Source organism: Lentibacter sp. (genome assembly GCF_965658795.1).
Taxonomy (GTDB): domain Bacteria; phylum Pseudomonadota; class Alphaproteobacteria; order Rhodobacterales; family Rhodobacteraceae; genus Lentibacter.
Map to the genome: position 1 here is coordinate 121,387 of NZ_CBFHTG010000003.1, position 25,836 is coordinate 147,222.

A 25,836-nucleotide genomic window follows, 5' to 3' on the forward strand; every position below is an offset into this window, starting at 1 on the left:
AAGCCTCGGCAGGCGCACATTCCAACTTGATCGTGAGGCTTTCAGCGTGACAACCACCTATGGACATCTGACTTGGGAAGAGGTGCGCGACGCAGACAAGGACCGCGTTGTGATCCTTAATGTATCCGCAACCGAAGATCATGGTCCGCATATGCCGCTGGATACAGACACAGTACTTGGTATGGCCGTGGCCGAAGGTGTGGCCAAAGCTGCGCCCGAGGCTGTGTTTGTTATGCCGCCTGTGCCCTACGGTTTTAACGAACATCACAAAGATTTCCCCGGTGTGATCTGGATCCAGCCTGAGACGCTGCTGGCCTTTGTGACCGACATCACGAAGTCGCTCGCGTATCACGGGTTTCGGCGTATCCTGCTTCTCAATTCGCACGGCTCCAACCACCCCGTGCTGGATCTGGCCGCACGTAAAACTGTTATCGAGACAGGCATTATCTGTGTCTCAGCCTCCTATTGGAACCTGATGTCAGCGCGCATCAATGAGATACGTAAGTCCGACATTGGCGGTATCGCGCACGCAGGAGAATTTGAAGCCGCGATGTACATGCACTTGCATCCAGAGCGTGTGACTATCGAGAAGGCCAGCACTCAAAACAGTCACAATCCTGACAGTCAGTTTTTCAACCTTGACCTTGCAGGCGGCGGCGGAGGCGCGATGTTGATGCGCTGGTGGTCTGAAGTTTCCCCTGACGGGACGATGGGCGATCCGACAGTGGCAGACCCTGAAACAGGCAGACTGTTTTTGGAGGCTGCGATCGAAGAGACCACTGCCCTTGTCCACGAAATCCGCGCGCTGCCGATCTTGCCGCGCAAAGATCACCATTGAAAGGGCGGCGTCGTGGACACTGATCTGATTTTGCGGGTTTATCCCTTTTTCCTTGAAGCGGCTTGGGTCACGATTCAGCTGTCGGTTCTCACGGCTCTGCTGGGCCTTGCCTGCGGCTCTTTGGGCGCTGCTGCGCGCCTGTCGCGCTTGGCTCCATTGCGCTGGGCCGCGGCGGTCTATGTCAGTGTGTTTCGCGGCACCCCTGCGTTGATTCAGGTTTTCATCCTCTACTTTGGAGGCCCCCAAGTTGGCATTCAGCTTGATAGTTTCTCGGCGGGGACAATTGCACTTGGCGTCAACATCGGGGCCTACATGACAGAAACGATACGCGGCGCGATTGTGTCGGTCGATAAAGGCCAGACCGAAGCCGCCCGCACCCTCGGCTTGAGCCGCTGGGAAACAATGCGAAAAGTTATTCTGCCACAGGCTGCACGGATGATGATCCGGCCCTTGGGCGTGAACATCAATGCATTGATCAAAGGGACAGCGCTAGTTGCGCCGATCTCTGTTGTCGAGCTGACGTATACCGCGCAGAGATTTATCGGTTCGACGTATAAGCCGTTTGAAATGTTTCTGCTCTCGGGCCTTCTTTACATGATCATTATCTATGCTGTGGGCCAAGGCATCAGCTGGCTGGACCGTCGGGCGCGGATCGTATGATTGCTATGCACCACATAAGGAGTAGCCGCTATGGGGCTTGATTTCACAGTGGTACCGAGCTTTTTCGGCATCCTTCTCATGGGCGCAGGTTGGACCGCTGCCATCACAATTTGCGCGGGCATTTTGAGCTTCTTCGGTGGGATCGTCTTTGCTGTTGTCGCGCTCTACGGGCACTGGTCGCTGCGGCTGCCGATGCGAGCGTTTGCATTCCTGTTTATGGGGACGCCACTCTTGTTGCAGCTTTTCCTGATTTACTTTGGCCTTATCGAGATAGGTATTGACCTGCCTGCTTTTGTGGCCGGCGTTATAGGCCTCGGGCTTCATTTTGCAGTGTATAATTCGGAGTTGATCCAAGCCTCGATTTTGTCGGTTGATAAAGGCCAGTATGAGGGCGCGCGGACCCTTGGTCTCTCGCGGGGGCAAACGCTGCGCCGCATCATTATTCCTCAGGCTGTACGCGCGGTCATCCCGCCTATGGGCAATAATATGATCGCGCTTTTGAAGGACTCTGCGTTGGTTTCGGTGATAGGCGTTATGGAGCTCACACTGGCTGCGCAGCAAGCGATCAGCCGCACGTATCGCCCCTTTGAGTTCTATCTCGCGGCAGCATTTTGCTACTACATCATCAACCTCGCGCTAGAGGCGGGCTTGCGCCGTCTTGAACGCCGCATTGCTGCGTCGCGTTGAGACTGGGAGACATCACATGACTGACAAAGCCTTCGTCACTATCAAGAATGCCGCTAAGAGTTTTGGTGCGCTGAAAGTGCTCAAAGACATCAACCTCACTGTGGAGCGCGGCCAGATCGTTGCGATTATCGGGCCGTCGGGGTCGGGTAAGTCAACACTCTTGCGTGCCATCAACGAACTTGACCCGCTGACAGGTGGCGAAGTGTGGCTCGAGGGTGTCCAGATCAACAAGACACTACCGCATCGACAATATGAGGCGCACGTCAATCAGGTACGCCAAGATATTGGTATGGTATTCCAGCATTTCAATTTGTTCCCGCATCTTACGGTACGCGGAAATATCACCCTTGCCCCGAGGATGCTGAAAGGCCTTTCCGAGGAGGAGGCCAACCAGCTCGCCGAGGAACAGCTGGCCAAAGTCGGGCTGTCAGAAAAGATTGACGAGTTCCCCTCGCGCCTTTCAGGCGGGCAAAAGCAGCGTGTGGCGATTGCACGTGCGCTTGCGATGAAGCCAAAGGTGATGCTCTTTGACGAGGCGACATCTGCGCTCGACCCCGAGCTTGTTGAAGAGGTGAATCTGGTCATGAAGCAGCTCGCCGAAGAGCATATGACCATGATCATTGTGACACATGAAATGGATTTTGCAGCATCGGTCTGTGACCGTGTTCTGTTTATGGATCAGGGTGTTGTGGTCGAAGAAGGCCCGCCGTCCGTGATCTTCCAAAACCCGAAGGAAGAACGAACCCGTAATTTCCTGCGCAAACACCTGAGCCGCTGAAAGCCACCAACATGAGCAATCTTTTTTATCAAACCAAATCCCCGCGCCCTCTGCTTGAGCGAGCCGAAGGCATCTACATGTGGGGCCAGGATGGCAAACGCTACATCGACGGTTCTTCTGGTGCGATGGTTAGCAATATCGGCCATTCGAACCCAGCTGTTCTGGCGGCGATGCGAACTCAAATGGAGAGCTCGACCTTTGGCTACCGGCTTCATTTCCAAACGGAATCTTCCGAGAAGCTCGCGTCCATGACAGCAGCACTTGCGCCAGAGGGGCTGAACAAGGTGTTCTTTGTTTCGGGAGGTTCAGAGGCTGTTGAAAGCGCGCTCAAAATGGCACGACAGTACGCGCTCACACAAGGAGAGGCGCAGCGTTACAAAGTCATCTCGCGCTATCCAAGCTACCATGGCTGCACGCTCGGCGCTTTGGCGATCACCGGATATGCCCCAATGACAGCCCCGTTTGATCCGATGATGAAAGCTATGCCCAAGATCCCTGCGCCACGCGCCTATCTTGATGGGCTTGACCCCAACGACGAGGCGACGGGCCAGCATTATGCTGATATGCTGGAGGCGAAGATCCTTGAAGAAGGGCCGGGCACGGTGCTGGCTTTTATCGTTGAACCCATCGGAGGCGCATCCACTGGGGCGCTTGTTCCGCCAGCAGGGTATATGCAGCGTATACGGGACATTTGCACACGCCATGGCGTCTTGCTTGTTCATGACGAAGTCATGACAGGAGGGGGGCGCACAGGCCGTTTTTTTGGGGCAGAGCACTGGGACGTTGCACCTGATCTGATCGCTTTGTCCAAGGGCTTTGGCGGTGGATATGTGCCCCTTGGCGCCATGGTTGCCCGAGACGACATCGTCGAGGCGGTGATGGCCTCTGGCGGCTTCATTCACGGCTTTACCTATGCAGGTAATCCGCTTGCATGCGCGGCAGGCTGTGCTGTGATTGAGCAAATTGAAGCACTTGGCCTTGTGAAAAACGCGGCGACAATGGGCGACAAGCTCGCCGAGCGGCTACAAAGCCTGATGCAGCAATATCCGCTTATAGGCGATGTGCGCGGCAAAGGCCTTTTGACGGCGTTTGAGCTTATGAAAGATCGCACGAGCAAAGAGCCTTTGCCGCCCGAGCTTCATGCGCATTCACGCCTTGTTGATATCGCTTATGACAATGGCCTCATCATTTATTCACGGCGGACCCGTGGGGGCGCATCTGGTGATCATTTCCTTGTCTGTCCACCGATGATTGTGACCGAAAACCAACTCGACGACATCGCTGATATTCTTGCGGCGTCTTTGGCTCAATATATGGCCGAAATTCCAGAATATTCAGGCGCAGCATAAGGCAGCCCCATGTCAAAAATCATTATCACCTGCGCGATAACAGGCTCTATTCACACCCCTTCCATGTCGCCCCATCTGCCTATCACGGCAGAAGACATCACAGAACACTCTGTGGGTGCGGCGGAAGCAGGGGCTGCGATTTTGCATTTACATGCCCGCGATCCCGAAACTGGGCGACCCTCGGCAGACCCTGCCCATTTTGGGGCGTTCCTGCCGCAGATCAAGCAGCGCTCTGATGCGGTTCTCAATATCTCTACGGGGGGTAGCGCAACGATGACATTGGAGGCCCGCCTCGCGGCGCCCAAGCAGGCAGAGCCAGAAATGTGCTCGCTAAACATGGGCACGATGAATTTTGCGCTTTACCCCGCTGCCGAGCGGATCACTGAGTGGAAATATGATTGGGAGCAGCCTTTTCTTGAAGGCTCTGACGACCTCGTTTTCAAGAATACGCCCCGAGATATGGTTCATGTGCTGCATGAAATGGGTGAAAAACGCGGCGCACGGTTTGAGTTTGAATGCTACGATGTGAGCCATCTCTACATGCTGCGTCACTTTGTTGACCGTGGCTTGGTGCAGGGCCCAATCTTTATTCAGTTTGTATTTGGCGTTCTGGGCGGCATTGGCCCGGACCCTGAAAACCTCACTCACATGAAGCTTATTGCCGACAAACTTTTTGGGCAGGATTATGAATTCTCTGTCTTGGCCGCCGGTCGGCATCAAATTCCACTGATTACCATGTCTGCTATTCTGGGTGGGCATGTCCGTGTCGGCCTTGAGGACAGTCTTATGATTGCTCGGGGGCAATTGGCAAAGACCAACGCAGAGCAAGTTGTAAAGATCCGCCGCATTGTTGAAGATTTGGGGCGTACCGTGGCCTCACCTCAAGAGGCGCGCGTGATGCTTGATCTCAAGGGCGGTGACAGAACCGCGATTTGATATGTGCCTCTTGGCACACTCTCCAACAGGCAAGACCAAGAAAGAAGTCTAATGAAAGCTATCTTCGACGCCAGACAACGGAAGCACGAGCCGCGCCACTTTATGGCCAATGGCACTGTTCTGCCCAATCCCGAGCAGCCTGAGCGGATCGAGCGTTTGTTGGCGGGGGCGAAAGCGGCGGGTTGCGAGATGCATAGCCCGGAAGATGCGGGGCTTGGACCCATCGCAGCGCTGCATTCCCCCGAGTATCTCACGTTTCTTCAGACAATTCACACACGCTGGATGCGAATTGAAGGTGGCGGCGACGAGGTCATCCCGAATATACACCCCGCAAGTCGCAACGATAGTTATCCAAAGTCAGCAGTTGGGCAAGCGGGGTTTCATCAAGCCGATACCGCCTGTCCGATTGCGGCTGGAACTTGGGATGCGAGCTACTGGTCGGCACAATCTGCAATTACAGGTGCTGATTTGCTTCATGCGGGTGAGCCCGCCGCGTATGCGCTCTGCCGCCCTCCGGGACACCACGCTTTCGGTGATCTTGCGGGCGGGTTTTGTTTTCTGAACAATTCTGCGATCGCAGCAGAGCGGCTGCGTAGCAAAGGTCTGCGCGCGGCAATTCTTGACGTCGATGTCCATCATGGCAACGGTACGCAAGGGATATTCTATGACCGAGATGATGTTTTAACTGTCTCTCTGCATGCAGATCCCGAACGCTTTTATCCGTTCTTTTGGGGGCACGCGCATGAGCGCGGTGAGGGGCGTGGGCTTGGCTATAATCTGAACATCCCATTGGTGCGCGGCACAGATGATGCGGCCTATCTCAAGGCATTAGAGCGGGCTCTGGACCGCATAGACGCCTTCGGAGCGGATGTTCTTGTGGTGGCTCTGGGGCTTGATGCCTATGTCAATGATCCGTTCAAAGGCTTGGCTATCACGACTGGTGGATTTGGCCAAATCACGGCGGCAATAGCAGGGCTGGGGATGCCTTGTCTTTTTGTACAAGAAGGTGGCTACCTCTGTGACGCGTTGGGCGACAATCTCACATCGGCGCTGAGGGGCTATGAAGCGGCTTCTTAGCGTCTAGCTGACCAGATCATCACGATTTGTTTAGTATTGACTGAACAAACTTGACTGCATCTGTCGCCAGTCTATATCTGCCTCAACAAAAACGAGGTATCAGATGTCAGATAAAGTGTCGTTTGAGGCGGTCAGGAGTGGCTTTATTGAAAAGTCGGGCCTGATTTCTCAGGCAGAAGGATTGCCGCGCATTGCTGGCCGTGTGTTCGGGCTTCTGATTTTTGACGGAGAGATGGTGTCCTTCGGAGATCTCGCTACGCGCCTACAGGTCAGCCGCGCAAGCATCAGCAGCAGCATTCGGCTTCTTGAAGAGCGCGGCTTGATCAAGCGCATGACCAAGCCGGGAGAGCGGCAAGATTTCTTTCAGCTCGCCCCGAACCCTTACGCAACCATGCTTGAGGGTATCCAGAAGCGCACACAATCCACGCGTGATGACATCGCCGATACGATAGCATCGCTTCCCTCTGATGCAGATGCCGTGGAGAGACTGAAAGAGTACGCGGATTTTTACGCATCTTTAGATTCTGCGGTTGCCGTCGCCCTACAAGAGCTGACCAACGCGCGGAATAAACCCGCTTCAAAACAGCCGCAGACGTCCAAGGATAAAAGCAAATGACCAAAGAGCCAGACGCAGTGACCTTCGCCTCAGACACAGGGGCGTCCCGCTCCACATGGATTGCTGCCGCGTTGGTTGTCGCCATTGTTGCGTGGATGGGCAGCGGCTTTATCTTCCCCTCCGAAGACGCAGCGCCTGTCGTAGAGCGCGAAGAGCTCATGCCTGTTGCCGTTGCCGTGACATCATCTGTGTCTGAAACTGTCGGCCAGTTCTACCAAGCTGAGGGGCAAGCCTTGCCTGATCGTGACACGATGTTGCGTGCAGAGACATCGGGCGACATTGCAGAAGTCTTTGTATCCAAAGGGGAGGACGTCGTTGCAGGCGCAATCATTGCCCGCTTTGATGCGACGAGCAGCACTGCAGACCTGAACCGTGCCAAAGAAGAGCTGGCGCGCGCACAGCGCGAACTGGCGAATGCAGAACAGCTGCTTGAACGGGGTGTGGCCACAACCGACCGTGTGATCCAGGCGCGCACAACACTGGCGGCCGCGCAGTCCGAGGTGGCCGATGCAGAACGCGACGCGGATGCCTTGACGATAACCGCGCCTTTTGCGGGCCGCATTGAAACGCTGGATCTGGATGAAGGAGAGTTTGTTTCAACAGGGGCCAATGTCGGGCGTTTGGTTGATATCACCCCGCTCACGGTGGCAATTCAGGTGCCACAGCAGTCGCTGACGCGGCTTGCTGTGGGGCAGTCAGCCACGGTGCAGTTTATCACCGGTGAAGTGCGCGAGGGGACGGTTACTTTTGTCGGGAGTTCCGCAGCAGCAGAAACCAGAACATTCCTCGCTGAAGTGGAAGTCGAGAATGCTGATGGCAAAATTCCTGCGGGTATTTCGGCCGAAGTGCTGATTCCGACAGGCGAGACTGTGGCCCATTTCCTGTCGCCGTCTATCGTATCCCTCAATACGGAAGGCACTCTTGGCGTCAAAACTGTGAACGCCGATAACACCGTCGAGTTTTTCCCAATTCAGGTGGTCAAAGCGCAAATTGACGGGATTTGGGTCACGGGCCTTCCAGAAAAAGCTGATGTGATCACTGTGGGGCAGGGCTATGTGAATGCGGGTGAGGTGGTTGCCCCCTCTGTTGCGGAGGTCACCCAATGAATGCGCTTATCGAGGCGGCATTCTCACGGTCACGCGTCGTCATACTTGCACTTGTCATGGTGCTCGCGGTTGGCGCTTATGCCTATGTAGCGATCCCGAAAGAGGCCAACCCTGAGGTTCCTCTGCCATTATTCTATGTCTCGACCAGTCTCGATGGGATCAGCCCGTCTGATGCTGAGCGCCTCCTGCTTGAGCCCATGGAAACCGAATTCGCGAGCATCTCTGGTCTGGACAGTATGAAGTCAGATGCCACCGAGGGCTTTGCCAGTATCCAGCTTGAATTTATACCAGGTGGAGACAATCAGGAAGCTTTGGACAAAGTGCGCGAAGCGGCTGATCGTGCGCAAGGCGATTTGCCCGCAGACGCCGAAGACATCACCATCACCGAAATCAATACAGCTCTCTTTCCGATTATTACGGCGATATTGTCAGGCCCGGTGCCTGAGCGCACGCTCAACACTCTTGCCGAAGAGCTGCAAGACGAAATCGAAGGTCTTTCGGGGGTGTTGGAAGCCGAAATAGGAGGCCAGCGCTTTGAATTTCTGGAGGTGCTGATCGATCCAACGGTGTTTCAAACCTATAACCTGTCGTTTGATGAACTGATTGGGCAGATCCAGCGCAACAACCGCCTTATTGCTGCCGGTGCGATCGAAACAGGATCAGGCCGGATTGTTCTTAAAGTGCCTGGTTTGATTGAAGACTTGGAAGATGTGATGGCTATGCCCGTCAAAGTACGGGGCAATGCAGTGGTCACATTCGGAGATGTCGCAACCATCAGGCGCACGTTTGAAGACCCGAGTTCATTTGCACGTATCAATGGCCAGCCGGCCTTGGCGCTGGAGATCACCAAGCGCTCAGGCGCCAATATCATCGAAACTGTGGATGCTGTAAAAGAGCGGGTAGAGGCTTTGCGCCCGAACTGGCCGGAGAACGTTGAGATCACCTACCTTCAAGACCAAAGCAAGCAGGTCAAAGATATGCTGAGCGATCTTGAAGCCAACGTTATTGCAGCTGTTATTCTTGTGATGATCGTGATCGTTCTGGCACTTGGCGGGCGTTCGGCTATCTTGGTTGGCCTTTCTATCCCGGGCGCTTTTTTGGCTGGGGTGATTGCCCTTTGGGCCATGGGCTACACAATGAATATTGTGGTGCTTTTCTCTTTGATTTTGGTTGTTGGGATGCTCGTGGACGGAGCCATTGTCACGACAGAGTTGGCGGACCGAAAACTGCAGGAAGGTGCTCCCCCCAAAGAGGCATATGCCTTTGCTGCAAAGCGCATGTCCTGGCCGATTATTGCTTCGACCGCGACGACCCTGAGTGTCTTTTTTCCGCTCTTGTTTTGGCAGGGTATGGTGGGTGAGTTTATGAAGTTCCTGCCGATCACGGTGATCCTGACGCTCTTTGCATCGTTGTTTATGGCGCTTGTGTTTATTCCGGTGGCGGGTGGGTTGATCGGGAAACGTCAGCCGCAGACGGCGGCTGCCAAGGCCGCGCTCCACGCCGCAGAGTTTGGCGACCCGCGTACCATAGGTGGCTTTACAGGGCGCTATCTGCGTGTCCTGGAATGGGCGATCTTGCGCCCGGGCACGACACTCTTGTTGGCGGTTGCTTTGCTCCTTGGCGGCTTTGGGGCCTATGGCAGCTTTGGCAAAGGCGTCACGTTCTTTCCCTCCGTTGAGCCAGATTTTATGCAAGTCCAAGTGCGCGCTCGTGACAATTTTTCAATTTTTGAGCGTGATGCGTTGGTGCGTGCGGTGGAAGACCGCTTGCTGCCCTATGACGAAATCGCCAGCATTTACGCGCGCTCCATGATGAGCGCAGGGCAGGGCGATGAAGAAACCATCGGCACGCTTCAGTTGGAATTAACGCCTTGGGACACCCGCCGCACGGCTGTTGAAATTGGCGATGATATTCGCGAAAGCGTGGCGGATATAGCTGGCATTGATGTACAGGTTCAAACCGAGAGCGGCGGCCCCGCAGCAGGGAAGCCTGTTAACCTGCAAGTGACATCCCGCAATCCTGAAAGTCAGGCCGACGCAGTCGCGCAAATTCGGGAGATCATGGATGGTCTCGGCGGATTTACCGACGTGACTGATACGCGCCCTGTCCCGGGTGTTGAGGTCTCGATATTGGTCAACCGTGCCGAAGCGGCACGCTTTGGAGCGGATGTCAGCTTGCTGGGCCAAGCGGTCCAGCTGCTCACACAGGGTATCACCGTTGCCGATTATCGCCCCGATGACATCGACGGGTCTCTTGATATCCGGGTCCGCTTCCCTCGTGAAGAGCGGTCACTCTCTGCACTGGCAAGCCTGCGCGTCCCCACATCTTCAGGGCTTGTGCCGATCTCTAACTTTGTCACGTTTGAGCCTTCCGAGCGTACGGGGATAATCCGTCGGATTGATGAAAAACGCGTGACAACAATCGAGGCCAACGTCGCGGCAGATGTTCTTGTGAACGATCAAGTTCTTGCGCTTGGCGCCGCACTGGAGGCTGCAGAGCTGCCTGATGATGTGTCTTTCAGCTTTGCTGGCGAGGCCGAAGATCAGGCCGAGAGTATGACCTTCCTTGTCGGGGCGTTTGTGGCCGCGATCTTTATGATGTTTGTGATCTTGCTGGTTCAGTTTAACAATTTTCAGCAAGCCTTCGTCGTTATGAGCGCGATTATCTTTTCAATTGCTGGCGTGCTTCTGGGCCTGATTGTCACAGGCCGCCCCTTCGGGATTGTCATGGGGGGGATCGGAGTGATTGCGTTGGCGGGTATTGTTGTAAACAACAACATCGTTCTGATTGATACCTACAATGACTTGAAGCGACAGGGGCAAGCCCCCTTGGAGGCGGCCTTGAGAACTGGTGCGCAGCGGTTGCGCCCTGTCATTTTGACATCGGTCACGACCGCTCTTGGACTAATGCCAATGGTCATCGGCCTTAACCTCAATTTCTTCACCCGCGATATTGTCTATGGGGCGCCTTCGACCCAGTGGTGGACAGAGCTGTCTTCTGCGATCGCAGGTGGCTTGGTTGTTGCGACGATCCTGACTTTGGTGGTCACACCCGCCATGCTTATCCTTGGAGAGCGCAAGGAAACACGCGCTCAAAGACAAAAGCCTTTGGCCCGATAAGGGCCAAAGGCTTTTGGAAATACGAAAGTTAAAGGGGGCGACTATGCCGTCGCCAGCCCTTTCGCCGCGAGCTGATCTGCGCGCCTCTCTTTGGCGAGGTAGGTGTGATACAACACAGGAACGCCAATCAACGTAAGGATTGATGCAAAGCCAAGACCACCCATGATGGTGACGGCCATCGCGGCAAAGAACCCGTCGGCCAACAGGGGCAACATCCCCAAAATGGTTGTGCCTGCGGCCAAGACAACGGGTCGCAAACGGCTCACGCTGGCTGTGACAATGGCTTGATCTTGCGGCAAGCCCGCATCCTTTTGGGCGTCGATCTCTTCCACCAAAACGATCGCATTCTTGATCAACATCCCCGAGAGCGACAAGAGGCCCAGCATCGCAGTGAAGCTGAAAGCCAGATTGGCAAACAGAAGCCCAAGCGCAACGCCATTCACAGCCATTGGTACAATCGTCCAGATCACGGCAGTCTGGCGTAGCTTGCCAAAGAGCAACAGGGTGATCAGAAGCATCGTGCCGAAAGCCAGCGGCATTTGCCGACCAAGAGATGCCTGCGCTTCGCCTGCGCTCTCGAACTCTCCGCCCCACTCAAGGCGGTAGCCTGATGGAACCTCAATCGCTTCGATGAGCGAACGCACTTCTGCAAAGACAGTCGGTGGCGTGAGCCCGTCAATGACATTGGCTTGAACCGTGATCGTTGGCACACGGTTGCGCCGCTCGATGACGGGGTCTTCCGCCAAGACAGCGAAGCCGTCAATCACTTGGCTCAAGGGCAGGTAGCCGCCAATGGCGTTTGAGTAGACGATCTGGTCAAGCAGTTGCCCGTCCCGCTCGGTTTCGCTGCGGGGGGTGCGCACGACGATATCAATCAGTCGGTCGCGTTCGCGGTAGGTCCCTGCAGGGATGCCGTTGGTCGCGAGTGCAATGGCATTGGCAACATCACTCCGCCCGATGCCCGCCGCTTGGGCGCGATCTTCAGCATAGAGGGGGCGTGTCACAATCTCACGTTCGCGCCAGTCGGTGTGCTCGCTATGCAGGCGCGGGGTGGCATTGTGCAAAACGTCTATCGCTTGTGCCGCCAGAGCGCGCAGAACCTCGGGGTCGGGGCCAGAGAAGCGCGCCTCAATATCGGAGCTGACGGGCGGCCCATAGATGATACGTTTGGTTTGTAGCTCTACCCAAGGAAGGGCATTGATCCCAAATTGATCAAGCTCCGCGCGCAAAGCCGGGATTGCGCTCGCCTCCTTGGCCCGGATCACCAGCTGGCCATAAGAGCTGTCTTGGCGCGCTGGATTGTAGGTCAGAATGAAGCGCGTGAGGCCTTGCCCTATGGTTGAGGTGACAGCCTCGACATCGTCACGCGCGAGCAACCACTCTTCAATGACGGCTAGGTCCGCGGATACATCGCCAATCGCGGTGCCTTGGCTTGCCTTGTACTCGACATAAAATAAAGGCGTTGTTGCAGGCGGAAAGAACTGCTGCTTCACCTGACCAAAGGCCATCACACAGGCGACAGTGGTTCCGAGCAAGCCGATAATAACGAGCCAGCGCAGCCTAAGAGCACCGCGCACCAAGCTGCCATAGGCTCGAAACACAGGGCCATTGTAGCCCGTGTCGTCGCCAACCAAGCCACCGGTTTTGAAGAGGTAATGCCCCAAAAGCGGGGTCACGGTGACTGCGACAAACCACGATAGCAAAAGCGAGATCGCGATGACGGCAAAGAGAGAGAACATGAATTCACCGGTTGCATCGGGCGACAAGCCGATACCCGCAAAGGCCATGATGCCGATGACTGTTGCCCCCAGAAGAGGGATCTGGGTTTTTTGAGCAGCGCTGTCAGCCGCATCCCGCGATGAGCGGCCTTTGCGCATTTCCTGCTGCATGCCTTCTGCAATCACAATTCCGTTGTCCACCAGCATACCCATTGCGATGATGAGCGCGCCAAGGCTGATGCGCTCGACCTTGACGTCAAAGAGGTACATGAAAAAGAACGTCGACATAACGGTGAGCAAGAGAGAAACACCCACAACAACCGCCGCACGTGGCCCCATGAACAGAGCCAAAACCCCGATCACGACAGCCACCGAAAGTGCCAGTGAAATCAGGAAGCTGTCATTGGCGTCTGAAACCACGCGGTGTTGCTCATAGATGGGTGTTACGGTGACACCAACAGGCAGGAACTCCTCCAGAACCTTCAACTCGGCTTCAACCCTTTGGCCAACGCTCACAATGTTTTCAGAGAGCAAGCCCGAAATTCCGAGCGTAAACACTTCCTGACCATTGTGGCGCAAAATATGCTCGGGGTCGTCCACACGGCCTCGGCTGACCTCGGCGATGTCGAGCAGGTTCATAACCTCCCCTTGAAACCCGAAAGTCAGACCGCTGATCTCGCTCACGCTATCTTCGGCCGAAGGCCCTTCGATGCGCAAGTTGGCGCTGCCGTTGTTCACAAAACCTGTGGGGTTGATCGCGGTTGACGCGCTGATCGCTCCGATAATCAGCCCAGGATCTATGCCTAGAGAGGAGACAATTTGAGAGGATGGTTCAACAAAGATCGCTTCTTCAGGAAGGCCCTTGATTTCTACATTGGCAACCCCCTCAACGGTCAACAAATCCCGCCGCATAAAGGTTGCGATATCCCATATCTCGGCATCGGAAAAGCCGGGTGCTGACACCGCGTAGAGAATGCCGAACACATCTCCGAAGTCGTCGTTTACAATAGAGGGCAAAGCCCCCGCAGGCAGCGCGCGTTGTGCATCTTCGACACGGTCGCGCAGATCATCCCAGATCTGGGGCAATTCATCGCCGTCAAACTGGTCTTCGACTTCAACCTCGATAACAGAGCTGCCTTGGGTATTGCGTGACTTAACCGTTTTCACCTCATCCATCTGCTGGATTTCAGCTTCCAGAACTTCTGAAAGCTCGGTTGCCACTTCGGCTGCCGTTGCACCGGGGTAGGGCGTAATCACCAATGCGGACTTGAGGGTAAATGTGGGGTCTTCAAGCTTGCCAACAGACAAATAACCGATTGCGCCCCCAAAGACAGCAAAGAGCATGAAGAGCCACGTGTAGATAGGATACTGGATGGAAAAGCGCGCGATCTTCATGGCTTTACTCCACACTCATGCCAACAAAGGGGCGCACGGTTTCACCGTCACGCAGCTGTTGCAGGCCAGCCCCCACGATCAATTGGCTGGGTTCAAGGCCTGTCACCATGATCTGTGTGCCATTGCTTGAGCTGACGCCTACGGCCTGCCAGCTTACGGTTCCGTTCTCGTCGCCTTCGTTCGGAGTGTAGACCATGACCTGAGCGCCATCGCTGTTCATAGCAACCGCTGAGGGCGGCAGTTCGATGGCGGCACTGTCGGCATATCCCAGACGGGCCGTGACGGTCATCGAAGCGCCTGGAATGATCGCGGAGGGCACTTCGGTTGATGGCAAGGCCAGCGTCACGCGGTAGCTTTGGCCGATGTTCTGGGTTTCGGCGTTAAATTCGCGCAGCGCCAAGGGTACTTCACCCTCAAACAATGGAGAAGTGCCAACAAAGCTGATGCCCGCCACGTTGGAAAGACTCTGGAACAGCCGCTCAGGGACATCAATTTCAACACGCACTTCCGACATATCATGAAGGCGGACAACAGGTTGCCCGGGGGCAACATTGGCAAAGTTGGGTGTCAGGCGCGAGGCCACAAGCGCGCGAAAGGGCGTGGTGAGTGTTGCATCCTCAAGCGCGTCTTTGGCCTCTTGGAGCGAGACAGCTGCCAAGTCGCGGGCTGTTGCTGCGTTTTCGGCTTGGGTTTCTGAGCCTACGTTTGATTTTACGAGTGTCTGGGCACGGGCAAAGTCTCGATTGGCTTGCTCAAGCTGCAGCGTTGCCCGCTCAAGAGCGCGCTCAAAGGGAGCCAGATCCAGGACTGCAAAAGCAACACCGTCCTCCAGAAACTGCCCTTCCTGAGCGTCAAACATCGTCAGCTGACCGCCGACCTTGAACGACAGATCCACCGTTTCGCGCGCGGCAACTTGTCCGAAGAAAACCCGCTCAAGCTGTGCGGCCTCCCCACCAGCGCGGAGCAGCTTCACGGCGCGCATGGGCGCAACCTCGCCTGATGGCGTGAGTGTCTCGGTTTGCTGAGCCTGTAGAGGGCTCACCAAAGCGAGCGTTGCTGCGAGTGAGAGGATCAGTTTCATTTGCAAGCCTTTATGTGTGTACCCTTGCGTACCTAGTGCATGCAGTCTGGATGACAAGACAAAACGGTACGGTTTAGTACTTTTAATGCGCGCAAGATCAAACTACAGATACAGTATGGCCAAGCAATCACCACAAGACCGCATTCTTTGCGCTGCCAGACAGTTGTTCTTTGAGCACGGGTTCGAACGCGTTTCCACAGATCTGCTGGCGCGCGAGGCGGCGGTGTCCAAGGCGTCAATCTATCGTCACTATCGCAACATGTCAGATATTTTGCGCTGCGTGACGGAAGCCGAAGCGGCCAAGTTCCGAGAAGCGGTGCCCCCTCAAACCGAAACGCTTGTTCAGCTGAAGGCGGCCCTGATCCAGTATGGGCTCAAGCTTCTGACCTTTCTTAACGCGTCTGATACACTCGAATTTGCGCGCGTGATCCATGAGGAAGCCCGCAGTAACCCCGATCTTGGCAAGACGTTTTTTGATGCGGCCTATGGGCAAACGCAGCGTGACTTTTCCAAGATGTTTGCTGCGGCGCAAAGCGCGGGCATTCTGTCAGATACAACTGATGCGATGGACATTGCCGAAGACCTGATTGGCTTGCTTGAAGGGATGGGGCTTGTTCGCGTTCAATTGGGTGTGGTCAAAGTCCCTTATCCAGATGTTGAGACGCGCACGCGGCGTGCTGTGGAAACAATTTTGCGTATGCACGCGGTGTAACATTTTGGGCGCTGTGTCAGGGCTAGCGTGGCTCTGAAATAGGCAAGGCCAGAGTCGCGCTAAACCCGCGCTCCTCCCCTTCTCGGGGAGAGGCCAGGTGAAGCTGGCTGCCAGATTGCGTGCAAAGCTCCTGAACGATTGATAGGCCAATGCCAAACCCCTCTGACAGTGGCGAGTTTCTGGCGAACCGCTGCTTGATCGTGTCCAGTGCGCTTGCGGAAAGAGGCTGGCAATCGTTCGAGACAATAATGTGCCCCGTTTGGCTTGCATCCACCGTGATGGGTGTATGCACCGTGGCGTGTTTGAGGGCGTTGTCAAAAAGGTTGTTCAAGATAATTCCGAGGGCGTCAGGATCGACATTGCTCATCCAGATGCCCTCTGGCGGATGAATGACAAGCGCTTCAGTCGCTCCTGCGCGTTCTTTAAGCTCGCGAAGCAGGAGCGTAACGACTGGTGTTATGTCCGACGCTTCTTCGCTGACACCCAAGCCAGATTGTGCACGCGACATTTGCAGCAGCCTCTCTATAAGCCGTGTGAGGCGTTTCAGGCCGTGCTCGATTTCTGCGGCGCTCTCGGCGGCGTCAGGGTCGCGCAGCTTTGCCTGCAAACGCTGAACATGTGCAACGCAGATCGCCACAGGTGTGCGCAGCTCATGCGCTGCATTGGTTGCAAAGGCCTGCTCAGCTTTCAGCGCGGTATCCAGTCGCGACATCAGCGTATCTATCGTGTCGATGGCGGGAGAGATCTCTGCGAATGTGTTTTTCCGGTCTATCGGCGACAGGTCATGTGCGCCTTTCCGTTCAATATCCGCGCTCAGATCGATGATCACAGCGGCCGAGCGGCGCAACGCCCGATACGCCGCAAATGCCACAAAAAGACCGAGCAATATAAAGCCGGATATCACGCCAATCATCACATCCAAGATGGCTTCGTTGCGTTCGACCAGCGGGGTTGCGGTCACAACGCTCAGGGAGGCGTCCTTCGAGCTGACGTGTGTGATCCTATGCTTGGACGCTGTCACGATCTTGCCGCTTAAGCTTGCCGCAAGTAGAGCGTCGTCGGCTTGATCTGAGCGTAAAATGATTTGGCCTTGTCCATCCAGAACCCAAAAAGACGTTCTCTCGTCGGAGCTGAGCAAGCCAAGCTCAAATGAGAGCGGGTTGAAGTCTGGCGGCATATCAGACAGGTCGCCGAGTTTGCTTTGGGCGCGGAGGACTTCCAAAAGCAAATGTGCTCTCGTGACTGCAGACATATCCTGAAGCTCATCATATTCGTTTTTCGCCAGATTGACGATAAGAGCCACACCCAGAGCCGCCGCCACAATTCCTGGCAGGAGCAGGGCGCGAAAGAGTGTGTTCAACAGGCTATCGGGGCGGGTCTTCATGGTTGTAGCAGGTAACCCAAACCGCGATGCGTGACGATCAGGTCTTTGCCCAGTTTCGCGCGTAGGCGGCTGATATGGGCCTCAAGTGCGTTGCTTTCGACTTCGTCTCCGAAGGCGTAGACAGCAGCTTCCAGGCTTTCCTTGGGCACAATTTTTGAGGGGCGGCGTAAAAGCACTTCCAAAACACTCCACTCTTTTGAGGTGAGGCGAATATCCCGTCCTTGGCGGCTCACGCTGCGATCGGCCAGGCAAATGCTGAGATCACGCACCAAGCTTGTCTGGGTCAGCTGGTCTGTACTGCGCCGACACACCGTATGAATGCGGGCTGTCACTTCGTTCAGATCAAAGGGTTTGATGACATAGTCGTCTGCACCACGGTTCAATCCGTCAATCCTGTCAGACACCTTGTCGCGCGCAGTCAGGATGATGACGGGTGTTCTGATGTGCCGATCCCGTACCTTACTCAGAAGCGAAAGGCCGTCGCCATCGGGCAGTTGCAGGTCGAGTAAAATAATGTCGTACTCCAGCGTCAGAATGGCACTGAGGGCTTCATCCAGTGTGGTGAACCACTCGACAATGTGATGCTCCGCTTCCAAATGCTCACGCAATGGGCGCGCGAGTGCTGCTTCGTCTTCAATCAACAAGATGCGCATGAGAGGCCTGTGCCTTTGTGGTATGCTTATCGGAAGCATATATGAAATGGGGCGGGATGCCAGACATACGGCACCCCAAAAGAGGCTTAAGGGGGCGGGCTTGTTGCGTCTAGTTCTGCGCTAGCCTTGCAGGCTCACGGCAGGTGGCAAAAAGATCAAGGCTTGGGTCGCGCGCCTCTGTCTCGATATCCAGCATCCCGAGAAGAGAATGGAACAAATTATCATGAGACAGCGCGCTTTTCGCTTTGTCGCTCAGGCAGCCAGTGTTTATGCCAAACTGGGTTTTGAACGTTTCTGACATCCATAAGATCATCGGAACCTTGGTTTGGTATTCTGGGGCCATGAAGTATGGTGAGCCATGAAGATATAGCCCGCCTTCGCCCAGAGATTCACCGTGATCTGACACATAGAGCAAGGCGGTTGAAAGGTTCTCTTGGGCGTTCAGAAAGCCTATCGTTTCGGCCAGTACTTCATCTGTGTAAGCAATCGTGTTGTCATAAGCATTTGTGATCTCGGCAGGTGTGCAGTTCTTAAATTCGGCGGTACGGCACGCCGGCTTGAAGCGTTCAAATTCGGGCGGATAGCGTAGGTAATATGTTGGCCCGTGGCTTCCGATCTGGTGGAGCACCAGCACTGTATCTTGCGTGATCGTGGCAGCATAGTCTTTCAGCGCCTGAAGGAAAACGCCGTCTATACATTCGCCTCCGTCACAAAACGCGGTATCTTCAATATGGGTGAAAGACCGTTTGGGCAAACGCGCAGCGATGCTCTTGTCACCTGTGTTGTTGTCCCACCATTCCACATGAAGCCCGGCATGGTCGAGCACATCCAGAACACTATGATGCGATATGCCCTTCTCAAAAGAGTATGAGCTGCGATCAAATTTCGAAAACATACAGGGAAGGGATGTAGCTGTTGCGGTGCCACAGGAATTCACATCGGAAAAGCTGATAACCGGCAAGGCGGCGAGCTTTGGGTTTGTCTCAACCGCGTATCCGTTCAGACTGAAATTCTGTGAGCGAGCCGTTTCACCAGCCACCACAATGGTCAGTAGCGGTTTCTTCTGGCCCCCATAAGCGGCTCCCTTTTTTGCATCTTCGCCAACGGCGACCACTTTAATGTTGGCTGAGCGCCTCATCATTTTTGCAAAGCGTACGGCCCCGACAATCGGCGCGCCGGGCTGAAAGCTGCTCATGTAATCTTTGCGTTCGCGCAAAATCGAGGAATATGACTTCAGATCGGACATGAGTAGGCCGGCACTGAGCGCGAGGCTTAAGGTGGTCACAACAAACGGCGTTGCGAGTGTTCTGAAGGGGCCGAACCGTTTCATCCGGACAAGCGCAAGAGCTGCGGATGGAATGACCCCGAATATGAAAACATGGCTGACAAACCCGACCGTCAACAAATGCTTTGACTCGGTTATCGTTGTCACCATCACATTCTGGATCATGTCGCGGTCGATCACCACACCGAGCGTATCCATGTAATATGATGTCACAGCGCTCAGCATGATCATGGAGATGAGAAAGGGCTTCGCCGTCCAAGGGAAGGCAAAGAGGCTGAAAAACGCCAGTGTCAGCAGAAAAATAGCGGCCACAAAGGCTGTGAATGATACAATGTGCCCCGTAAAAACCTCTGCACCGATCGACCAGAAAGTCGCGTTGCTGGCGCAAAAAATGTAGGCAATTGTCAGCACGGCCAGCCCGAAAGGCGAAAGCTGGAATGCGCTCCGAAATCGAAGGAGGGGGGCTTTGATGGTTTGATAGGGTGTCATGGTTCTGATCTTCGCTCTTGTTTGAGCGGTCTTCACCATAGCAACCTTACGCCAACCTTACGGTTTCGCGCCTGTTCAAGTTTGTGGACTTCCAAATCAGAAACCGACGCACAACACAGCACGCCAAACGCGGATTTAAATACTATGAATTGGGAATTTAGGGGGGAAGTGGCGGACCGAGGATCTGCTAAATAGACTTCCGAGAGTGTCCAGAAAAGCATTAAATTCCCATATTTATAAGGGTTTTATGTCTTGATTAGTCCAGCGCTGTCCTCCATATTCCTACTAATATTGGGGGACGGAATGGCGGACGCAATTTCTCGGAATGAAGGAACCGAACCTAAGAAGCGGCCTGAAAAGGCGCTATCAGCGGCTTTTGTCCGAACCGTTTCCAAGCAAGGTAAGTATACGGATGGTCACGGTCTGTTTCTAAAGGTGGACGCGTCGGGCGCAAAGCGTTGGGTCCAGCGCATCATGATACGCGGTAAGCGCAGCGAGATTGGATTGGGCGCGGCTTCTTTGGTGTCGCTGGCTGATGCAAGAGAGCAAGCTCTCGAAAATCGCAAACTGGCCCGCTCTGGTGGCGACCCTTTGCAGATCAAGCGCACGGCCAAGGCGCTACTGACTTTTGAGGAAGCGGCGCGCAAGGTCCACAAGATCCACGAACCTAACTGGCGCAACAAGAAACACGCGGCGCAATTCCTCGCCACGCTCGAAACCTACACTTTCCCCCGTATGGGCAAGCTCAAGGTCTCAGAGGTGACAACAGCAGATGTGCTGGCCGTTTTGCAGCCCATATGGCTAGAGAAGCCAGAGACGGCAAAGCGGGTTCGCCAGCGCATTGGCACGGTTATGAAGTGGGCCGTGGCGAACGGCTGGCGACAAGACAATCCAGCCGAGGCCATTTCCCAAGCGCTTCCAAAGCAAAAGCAACCTGTCAAACACCGCAAGTCGCTTCCATATGGCGAGGTTTCGGGCTGTCTTGAGGTGGTCCGAGCATCCCGTGCATATGACGCCACAAAGCTGGCACTTGAGTTTGTCGTGCTGACGGCTTGCCGCTCTGGCGAGGCGCGCTTGGCTGATTGGTCCGAGATCGATCTCGAAAATGCTGAGTGGACAATCCCCGCTCAGCGCATGAAGGCCAACAAAGAACACCGCGTCCCCCTGTCTGGCCGTGCTTTGGAAGTGCTGGAAGCCGCGAGGGCGCTGGGGGATGGAACAGGGCTGGTTTTTCCGAGCGTCACAGGCAAGGCGCTCTCAGATATGACCCTATCTAAGCTGGTGAAAGAGTTGGGCTATGCCGTGGACGTTCACGGCTTTCGCACCTCATTCAAGACGTGGTGTCAGGAACGCACAACGACGCCGCGTGAGGTTTCAGAGGCGGCGCTTGCTCACACTATCCAGAATAAAGCCGAGGCCGCTTATGCGCGGTCTGATCTGTTTGAAAAACGGCGGGCGCTTATGGAGCGTTGGGCGGGCTATGTTTCATCGCAAGATTCTAGTGTGACGAGAATTGCAACGTTGGGAGCTGGTGTCCGATAGTCTTGCTGACCGTTCAAATCTGAGCGCTTTCGATATAAATTTTAACTCGTTGTATTTTCATGCGTTTTTATGGGTGCCGATTTTGGGGGTGCTCAAGTTATAGTATCACTATGGTTGCTCAAGGACGTAGGCAATCAATGTCGGACGACAGATGCTAAAACGCAAATGTCGGCCCAGTGGGCAAACACTGGAATCGACGAAAGCGGGAAAAAAGTGTGTGGCCCTTTTGCGCTTACCAGTTACTTCCGAAAGAGTGTGAAATGAACGCGTTTTGCAAATATGAAGGAAAGCAGCAGTAATGATTTTCAGGTTAAACGATGTAAAACAGGCAACGGGCCTTTCCCGTTCCACGATATATGCTCAAATCGCTGATGGGGCATTTCCAAGGCCCGTGAAGCTTGGAAAGCGTGCAGTCGGATGGCGTGAAGCCGACCTGCAAGAATGGCTGTCTAGCCGTCCCAATACAGGACAAATGGCTAGATAAACCAACACCCGCTCCCCTGTAACGAGGTCGCGGGCGCTGGGGTAGTCTACACAACATAAGTCCTAACGCATCGCGCCTCATTTTTCCATGAGGTAAATCATGAATATCGACGTCACTTTGAAGGGCGGCGAACGCCCCCGCTATATCTCGCTTTCGGGCCGAATTGGTCAAACCATGCACGCTCTTTTAGAAGCCAAGGGCAGGGGCATAACGTCTCTTGAGCATCCCGCTTTGCGGCTTGCGGCCTATGTCCACTCACTGCGCAAAATGGGTTTCACAATCGATACCGAAATGGAGCAGCACGACGGGCCGTATCCTGGGATTCATGCGCGCTACAGGCTGCGCAGCGCTGTAAGCCTTGGCCATAATTGTGCAAAGGTGAAGCAATGATTGGGGCGCGCCACAGAGCGCACCCAGCGCCTTTATCAGCGATGATACAGCAGATCATGCGCAAGCACGGCTTTCCCGAACCTATCGCACGCACAAGGGCCTTAGAAGCCCGCTGGGAGGCAAAGCTGCATGGGTAAGAGCAAGCGGACACCTGATAAAGAGCAATATACAGCCCTCCCATATGCGCAGCTACGTTCGCCTGCATGGCGGTCCCTTTCTGGGGCCGCGGTCAAAGTCTGGTTAGAGCTTCACACCCGTTACAGCGGTGGCAACAATGGCAGGCTGCACTTGTCGTTAAACGAGGCAGCCGAGATCTTGGGCTTGGGTAAGGCAACTGTGCAACGTGCCTATGTCGAGCTGGCTGAAAAGGGGTTCCTTGTTTTGGAGACGCAGGGCAACTGGTATTCGCGCCGCGCACACGATTGGCGGCTAACAACAAAGCCCCGAAACAAGTTTCAAGGCAAAGACCCCGCAACCTTTGACTTCAGGCTATGGAAGCCGCCTGCAAAAACAAAACACGGTTCTAACTCGGACCCGTCAAATAACTGACGGGGCCGCTACAACACCAGCGCGCACTTGGCAGGTTCACGTTAGCACCCGTCAGGAACGCGCTGGATTTTTGCGACGGGTTCTCAGGCGTATCACTAATATACCAGCTCTCAAGGGCTAACGCGCACCTTGGACAGAGGCTCTGGAATGTGCGAATATTTGGGCATCTGGCGAAGTGTTTTGCGCTTTGTATCGACGGGTTGAAAGGGTGGCAGTGCGAGCGTGCAGAGAGAGGCGCATAAACCTCACACAGCGCGTTTATCGCACTCGCAAAATTGCGCTGGGTTTTGGTCAAACGGGCCTGCCTATCTCTTGTGGTGATAAGCAAGGCCAAGTCGATCGATAGCAGCCTGCGCAAATCTCCCAATTGTGGATGAGCGTTTTTGGCTCCCCCCGTCGGTTCCCAATGCGAAGCGCTCAGACTTTGAGCCACCCCCACCCCTTCACAGACGTTTGAAAGGTAAGCCCATGACAAACAACCCAGCCAAGACAGAGACCCGCAAGCCGCCTTCGGTTTCCTTCATAGGTGGCGAGCATGGCGGCAAGCTATCCATAGGAATGGAAGGTGATTGCAAACGCTTGATAGAAGCCACGGGCAACACAGCTACCTTTAGCGCGCTGGTCGGCCAAGCGGCTTTGCTTGGGGCATACACTAAAGCTACCGACGCAGACGCCACCAATGCGGTTCTAGGCTTTGTCGACGCCATGGAACCACGCGATCCAGCCGAGGCGCTCTTGCTGGCCCAAATGGCTGCGATACATCAACACACCTTCCAAATGGCGCGACGCTTGAACCATTGCGACAACATACGGCAACAGGATGCAGCCGAGCGGGCCTTGAACAAGCTGGCCCGCACCTTCAGCGCTCAAATGGAAACCCTGAAGCGCTATCGCCACGGCGGCAAGCAAGTGGTGCGAGTCGAACGCGTGACGGTTGAAAGCGGTGGGCAGGCTATCGTTGGCGAGGTGAGCCACGGGGGGCGGGTAGATGCAAAAACATGACGCCAACCCCATGCACTTAGCCAAGCGTTGCCGCGCTCATAGCAAAAGAACGGGCAAACCCTGCAAAAGCCCAGCGGTTCGGGGGTGGGCCGTATGTCGGATGCACGGCGCTGGGGGAGGGCATGGCACGGGGCAGGCAAACCCCGCCTACCGCCATGGGGACAGATCCCAAGCGGCTCAAGCCGAGCGTAAAGCGCTTGGGGATATGCTCAGGCAGTGTCGTGATAGCTTGCGGCAATTTTGAGCGGCGCTTTTCATGGCTATGCGGGGGGCAGGCTAAAAGTTCAGCGCGCCCATGCTGGAACCGCACATACCAGCGAGTTTCTTGCGCGTGCAGTTCGGGGCATTTTTCCGCTTTAGGTGCAGACCATCAAAATCAAATTGGGGGATATATTGGGGGACGCAAAATCCGCAAATCCGCTAAATTATTGTTTTTATTCAATAAAATAAGGGGAAGTGGCGGACCGAGGAGGATTCGAACCCCCGACCCCCTGATTCGTAGTCAGGTACTCTATCCAGCTGAGCTATCGGTCCGTGAGGGTGGGGATTAAGCCTTGCGCTGGGGCTTTGCAAGCAGGTTTTCGCAAATAATCCAAAATTAATCTCAGGCCCCGTTAACGCTTGAGGCGAATGGCAAAAGAGGTGCCGTTGCTGTCAGAGCGCAGAAGCGACAGTTCGCCCCCATGGCCCCGCACAAGCTCGGCAGCGATCGCAAGCCCAAGCCCTGAGCCGCCTTTGCGTGCCCCGCCGTGAAAGGCTTCAAACAGGTGTTTGCGCGCTTTGTCTGGCAGGCCGGGGCCCGTATCGCTCACGATGATCTCGATCATGCCGTTCACATCCTGAGCCGAGACGCGAACCTCACCGCTCTGAGCTGCCGTTTCAAGCGCTTGGCGCGCGTTGCGCACAAGGTTGCTGATCACGCGGTAAAGCTGCTCTGTGTCAGCTCTGAGGGTGAAACGGTCTGGTACTTGGCTCACAAAGGCAATCTCGCCGTCGCTGCGTGTGAGCTGTTCGGCCTCAAACACATCGTCCACAAGCTCGTTCAGCGAGAGTATACTCAATTTAGGCGCAGGTTCTTCGGCCTTGCCAAAGGTCAGTGTGGTTTCACATAGTTTGACGGCGCGGCTGATCGAATTGACGAGTTTCGGGGCCATGCGCTTTACGCTCGGGTCCTCACTTGTCTCGATACGGTCGGTGAAGAGCTGCGCTGTGGTGAGAATATTGCGCAGATCGTGGCTGACCTTTGCGACAGCGGAGCCGAGCTGTGCGAGGCGTTCTTTTTGTTTCAGGGCGCTGGTGAGTTGGGTCTCGAGGCTTTGCAGCGCTTCTTCTGCTTCCCGCAGCTCTGATACGCTGGCAGAGGGCTGGATGATGCGGTTCGCATCTTCCGGGTTGGCCGCATAGGCCTGAATATCTTCGACAACTTTCTTGATGGGCCTGACCAGCAGCATTCGCACCGCCAAAAACAGCAGGACCGCCGTAAAGATCGAAATCACGGCGGACAGCACGAGAATGCGCAACCCGTAGTCGATCATCGCAGCGCGCAAATCAGCGGTCTCCATCGAGACCTCAATGAGCAAGCCTGCCTCACGCACAGGGTTTCCGATCACACGGATAACACGGTCTTCTGTATCAAAGAGGCGTGCCATCGCATCGCGAATAAGCACAAGCGCTGAGGCGTCGCGCAGATCATAGGTGGCATCGATCGGCTTTGGCATTGGTGCCGAGAGGATCAGTTGCCGCGCCTCATTGCGCCTGAGCACCACGTTAAAGACCTCGGCGTTGCGCAACAGCTCTTCTTCCAGATCCGCCCCGATCATGTCATCGGCAAGCAAGGCAAGCGAGGCGATCTGCCCCCGCTCAAGGCGGCTCAGCAGATAGTCTTCGCGAAACCGTGCAATCGAAGGCACAAAGATCAGGATTTCTGCAAGCATGACAAAAATAACTGTCAAAACCAGAAAGCGCCCTGAAAGCGTGTTAAACATA

Annotated in this window: 22 protein-coding genes and 1 tRNA gene; 16 read left to right on the forward strand and 7 right to left on the reverse strand. The window is 55.2% G+C overall.

Annotated features, from left to right (window positions below):
* Positions 1 to 46 precede the first annotated feature (46 nt).
* The 10 genes from ACTG3X_RS03215 (at position 47) to ACTG3X_RS03260 (ending at position 11,166) form a co-directional block, all read left to right on the forward strand.
* Positions 47 to 838 carry a creatininase family protein gene (locus ACTG3X_RS03215; RefSeq protein WP_439109794.1) on the forward strand — a complete coding sequence of 264 codons (792 nt, stop codon included), beginning with the start codon at positions 47 to 49 and terminating at the stop codon, positions 836 to 838.
* A gap of 12 nt (positions 839 to 850) precedes the next feature.
* A complete protein-coding gene (locus ACTG3X_RS03220) occupies positions 851 to 1,498 on the forward strand; it encodes an amino acid ABC transporter permease (RefSeq protein ID WP_439109795.1) in 648 nt (215 codons plus the stop codon).
* A gap of 30 nt (positions 1,499 to 1,528) precedes the next feature.
* On the forward strand, positions 1,529 to 2,185 hold the full coding sequence (locus ACTG3X_RS03225) for an amino acid ABC transporter permease (protein WP_439109796.1): 657 nt from the start codon (positions 1,529 to 1,531) through the stop codon (positions 2,183 to 2,185).
* Positions 2,186 to 2,201: 16 nt separating this feature from the next.
* Positions 2,202 to 2,963 carry an amino acid ABC transporter ATP-binding protein gene (locus ACTG3X_RS03230; RefSeq protein WP_439109797.1) on the forward strand — a complete coding sequence of 254 codons (762 nt, stop codon included), beginning with the start codon at positions 2,202 to 2,204 and terminating at the stop codon, positions 2,961 to 2,963.
* An 11-nt stretch (positions 2,964 to 2,974) separates the two neighbouring features.
* Positions 2,975 to 4,312 (forward strand): aminotransferase family protein, encoded by a 1,338-nt coding sequence (locus ACTG3X_RS03235; protein WP_439109798.1) that lies wholly within the window; start codon positions 2,975 to 2,977, stop codon positions 4,310 to 4,312.
* A 9-nt stretch (positions 4,313 to 4,321) separates the two neighbouring features.
* Entirely contained in the window at positions 4,322 to 5,248 is a 927-nt protein-coding gene (locus tag ACTG3X_RS03240; protein ID WP_439109799.1) for a 3-keto-5-aminohexanoate cleavage protein, read from the forward strand.
* A 51-nt stretch (positions 5,249 to 5,299) separates the two neighbouring features.
* A complete protein-coding gene (locus ACTG3X_RS03245; protein ID WP_439109800.1) occupies positions 5,300 to 6,325 on the forward strand; it encodes a histone deacetylase family protein in 1,026 nt (341 codons plus the stop codon).
* Between the two features lie 103 nt (positions 6,326 to 6,428).
* Positions 6,429 to 6,941 (forward strand): GbsR/MarR family transcriptional regulator, encoded by a 513-nt coding sequence (locus ACTG3X_RS03250; protein ID WP_439109801.1) that lies wholly within the window; start codon positions 6,429 to 6,431, stop codon positions 6,939 to 6,941.
* The gene (locus ACTG3X_RS03255; RefSeq protein WP_439109802.1) at positions 6,938 to 8,047 is read left to right on the forward strand and encodes an efflux RND transporter periplasmic adaptor subunit; all 1,110 of its coding nucleotides are present in this window, start codon (positions 6,938 to 6,940) and stop codon (positions 8,045 to 8,047) included. The genes ACTG3X_RS03250 and ACTG3X_RS03255 overlap by 4 nt, the downstream gene beginning before the upstream one ends.
* On the forward strand, positions 8,044 to 11,166 hold the full coding sequence (locus tag ACTG3X_RS03260; protein WP_439109803.1) for an efflux RND transporter permease subunit: 3,123 nt from the start codon (positions 8,044 to 8,046) through the stop codon (positions 11,164 to 11,166). The genes ACTG3X_RS03255 and ACTG3X_RS03260 overlap by 4 nt, the downstream gene beginning before the upstream one ends.
* 41 nt (positions 11,167 to 11,207) lie before the next feature.
* Here the strand turns inward: ACTG3X_RS03260 and ACTG3X_RS03265 are convergent, their stop codons facing one another.
* Complete coding sequence (locus tag ACTG3X_RS03265) at positions 11,208 to 14,279, reverse strand: efflux RND transporter permease subunit (protein WP_439109804.1); 3,072 nt, start codon at positions 14,277 to 14,279, stop codon at positions 11,208 to 11,210.
* Positions 14,280 to 14,283: 4 nt separating this feature from the next.
* On the reverse strand, positions 14,284 to 15,360 hold the full coding sequence (locus ACTG3X_RS03270; protein ID WP_439109805.1) for an efflux RND transporter periplasmic adaptor subunit: 1,077 nt from the start codon (positions 15,358 to 15,360) through the stop codon (positions 14,284 to 14,286).
* Between the two features lie 115 nt (positions 15,361 to 15,475).
* Between ACTG3X_RS03270 and ACTG3X_RS03275 the strand changes: the two genes are divergently transcribed.
* The gene (locus tag ACTG3X_RS03275; RefSeq protein ID WP_439109806.1) at positions 15,476 to 16,072 is read left to right on the forward strand and encodes a TetR/AcrR family transcriptional regulator; all 597 of its coding nucleotides are present in this window, start codon (positions 15,476 to 15,478) and stop codon (positions 16,070 to 16,072) included.
* 22 nt (positions 16,073 to 16,094) lie between these two features.
* Here the strand turns inward: ACTG3X_RS03275 and ACTG3X_RS03280 are convergent, their stop codons facing one another.
* From ACTG3X_RS03280 to ACTG3X_RS03290, 3 genes are all read right to left on the reverse strand, one after another.
* Positions 16,095 to 17,456: a sensor histidine kinase gene (locus ACTG3X_RS03280; RefSeq protein WP_439109807.1), complete on the reverse strand. Its 1,362-nt coding sequence runs from the start codon at positions 17,454 to 17,456 to the stop codon at positions 16,095 to 16,097.
* Positions 17,453 to 18,109, reverse strand: a complete 657-nt coding sequence (locus tag ACTG3X_RS03285) for a response regulator transcription factor (protein ID WP_439109808.1) — start codon at positions 18,107 to 18,109, stop codon at positions 17,453 to 17,455. Before ACTG3X_RS03285 ends, ACTG3X_RS03280 begins: the two co-directional genes overlap by 4 nt.
* Before the next feature lie 109 nt (positions 18,110 to 18,218).
* Entirely contained in the window at positions 18,219 to 19,883 is a 1,665-nt protein-coding gene (locus ACTG3X_RS03290; protein WP_439109809.1) for a phosphoethanolamine transferase, read from the reverse strand.
* Positions 19,884 to 20,186: 303 nt separating this feature from the next.
* On the opposite strand from ACTG3X_RS03290, the gene ACTG3X_RS03295 reads away from it, so the two are divergent.
* From ACTG3X_RS03295 to ACTG3X_RS03315, 5 genes are all read left to right on the forward strand, one after another.
* Positions 20,187 to 21,425 carry a tyrosine-type recombinase/integrase gene (locus ACTG3X_RS03295; RefSeq protein ID WP_439109810.1) on the forward strand — a complete coding sequence of 413 codons (1,239 nt, stop codon included), beginning with the start codon at positions 20,187 to 20,189 and terminating at the stop codon, positions 21,423 to 21,425.
* Between the two features lie 298 nt (positions 21,426 to 21,723).
* Positions 21,724 to 21,909: a helix-turn-helix transcriptional regulator gene (locus ACTG3X_RS03300; RefSeq protein WP_439109811.1), complete on the forward strand. Its 186-nt coding sequence runs from the start codon at positions 21,724 to 21,726 to the stop codon at positions 21,907 to 21,909.
* 99 nt (positions 21,910 to 22,008) lie between these two features.
* Positions 22,009 to 22,299, forward strand: a complete 291-nt coding sequence (locus tag ACTG3X_RS03305; protein WP_439109812.1) for a winged helix domain-containing protein — start codon at positions 22,009 to 22,011, stop codon at positions 22,297 to 22,299.
* 129 nt (positions 22,300 to 22,428) lie between these two features.
* Positions 22,429 to 22,848 carry a helix-turn-helix domain-containing protein gene (locus tag ACTG3X_RS03310; RefSeq protein WP_439109813.1) on the forward strand — a complete coding sequence of 140 codons (420 nt, stop codon included), beginning with the start codon at positions 22,429 to 22,431 and terminating at the stop codon, positions 22,846 to 22,848.
* Positions 22,849 to 23,316: 468 nt separating this feature from the next.
* The gene (locus tag ACTG3X_RS03315) at positions 23,317 to 23,850 is read left to right on the forward strand and encodes a hypothetical protein (protein ID WP_439109814.1); all 534 of its coding nucleotides are present in this window, start codon (positions 23,317 to 23,319) and stop codon (positions 23,848 to 23,850) included.
* Between the two features lie 457 nt (positions 23,851 to 24,307).
* Here the strand turns inward: ACTG3X_RS03315 and ACTG3X_RS03320 are convergent.
* A tRNA-Arg gene (locus tag ACTG3X_RS03320) sits at positions 24,308 to 24,384 on the reverse strand.
* Positions 24,385 to 24,464: 80 nt separating this feature from the next.
* Positions 24,465 to 25,835 (reverse strand): sensor histidine kinase, encoded by a 1,371-nt coding sequence (locus tag ACTG3X_RS03325; protein WP_439109815.1) that lies wholly within the window; start codon positions 25,833 to 25,835, stop codon positions 24,465 to 24,467.
* Position 25,836: the final 1 nt, after the last annotated feature.

What these genes read in the sequence shown, in the direction of transcription:
- ACTG3X_RS03225 (WP_439109796.1), top strand. Translation starts at nt 1,529, where the DNA reads ATGGGGCTTGATTTCACAGTGGTACCGAGCTTTTTCGGCATCCTTCTC.
- ACTG3X_RS03230 (WP_439109797.1), top strand. Translation starts at nt 2,202, where the DNA reads ATGACTGACAAAGCCTTCGTCACTATCAAGAATGCCGCTAAGAGTTTT.
- ACTG3X_RS03235 (WP_439109798.1), top strand. Translation starts at nt 2,975, where the DNA reads ATGAGCAATCTTTTTTATCAAACCAAATCCCCGCGCCCTCTGCTTGAG.
- ACTG3X_RS03240 (WP_439109799.1), top strand. Translation starts at nt 4,322, where the DNA reads ATGTCAAAAATCATTATCACCTGCGCGATAACAGGCTCTATTCACACC.
- ACTG3X_RS03245 (WP_439109800.1), top strand. Translation starts at nt 5,300, where the DNA reads ATGAAAGCTATCTTCGACGCCAGACAACGGAAGCACGAGCCGCGCCAC.
- ACTG3X_RS03250 (WP_439109801.1), top strand. Translation starts at nt 6,429, where the DNA reads ATGTCAGATAAAGTGTCGTTTGAGGCGGTCAGGAGTGGCTTTATTGAA.
- ACTG3X_RS03255 (WP_439109802.1), top strand. Translation starts at nt 6,938, where the DNA reads ATGACCAAAGAGCCAGACGCAGTGACCTTCGCCTCAGACACAGGGGCG.
- ACTG3X_RS03260 (WP_439109803.1), top strand. Translation starts at nt 8,044, where the DNA reads ATGAATGCGCTTATCGAGGCGGCATTCTCACGGTCACGCGTCGTCATA.
- ACTG3X_RS03265 (WP_439109804.1), bottom strand. Translation starts at nt 14,279, where the DNA reads ATGAAGATCGCGCGCTTTTCCATCCAGTATCCTATCTACACGTGGCTC.
- ACTG3X_RS03270 (WP_439109805.1), bottom strand. Translation starts at nt 15,360, where the DNA reads ATGAAACTGATCCTCTCACTCGCAGCAACGCTCGCTTTGGTGAGCCCT.
- ACTG3X_RS03275 (WP_439109806.1), top strand. Translation starts at nt 15,476, where the DNA reads ATGGCCAAGCAATCACCACAAGACCGCATTCTTTGCGCTGCCAGACAG.
- ACTG3X_RS03280 (WP_439109807.1), bottom strand. Translation starts at nt 17,456, where the DNA reads ATGAAGACCCGCCCCGATAGCCTGTTGAACACACTCTTTCGCGCCCTG.
- ACTG3X_RS03285 (WP_439109808.1), bottom strand. Translation starts at nt 18,109, where the DNA reads ATGCGCATCTTGTTGATTGAAGACGAAGCAGCACTCGCGCGCCCATTG.
- ACTG3X_RS03290 (WP_439109809.1), bottom strand. Translation starts at nt 19,883, where the DNA reads ATGACACCCTATCAAACCATCAAAGCCCCCCTCCTTCGATTTCGGAGC.
- ACTG3X_RS03295 (WP_439109810.1), top strand. Translation starts at nt 20,187, where the DNA reads ATGGCGGACGCAATTTCTCGGAATGAAGGAACCGAACCTAAGAAGCGG.
- ACTG3X_RS03300 (WP_439109811.1), top strand. Translation starts at nt 21,724, where the DNA reads ATGATTTTCAGGTTAAACGATGTAAAACAGGCAACGGGCCTTTCCCGT.
- ACTG3X_RS03305 (WP_439109812.1), top strand. Translation starts at nt 22,009, where the DNA reads ATGAATATCGACGTCACTTTGAAGGGCGGCGAACGCCCCCGCTATATC.
- ACTG3X_RS03310 (WP_439109813.1), top strand. Translation starts at nt 22,429, where the DNA reads ATGGGTAAGAGCAAGCGGACACCTGATAAAGAGCAATATACAGCCCTC.
- ACTG3X_RS03315 (WP_439109814.1), top strand. Translation starts at nt 23,317, where the DNA reads ATGACAAACAACCCAGCCAAGACAGAGACCCGCAAGCCGCCTTCGGTT.
- ACTG3X_RS03325 (WP_439109815.1), bottom strand. Translation starts at nt 25,835, where the DNA reads ATGTTTAACACGCTTTCAGGGCGCTTTCTGGTTTTGACAGTTATTTTT.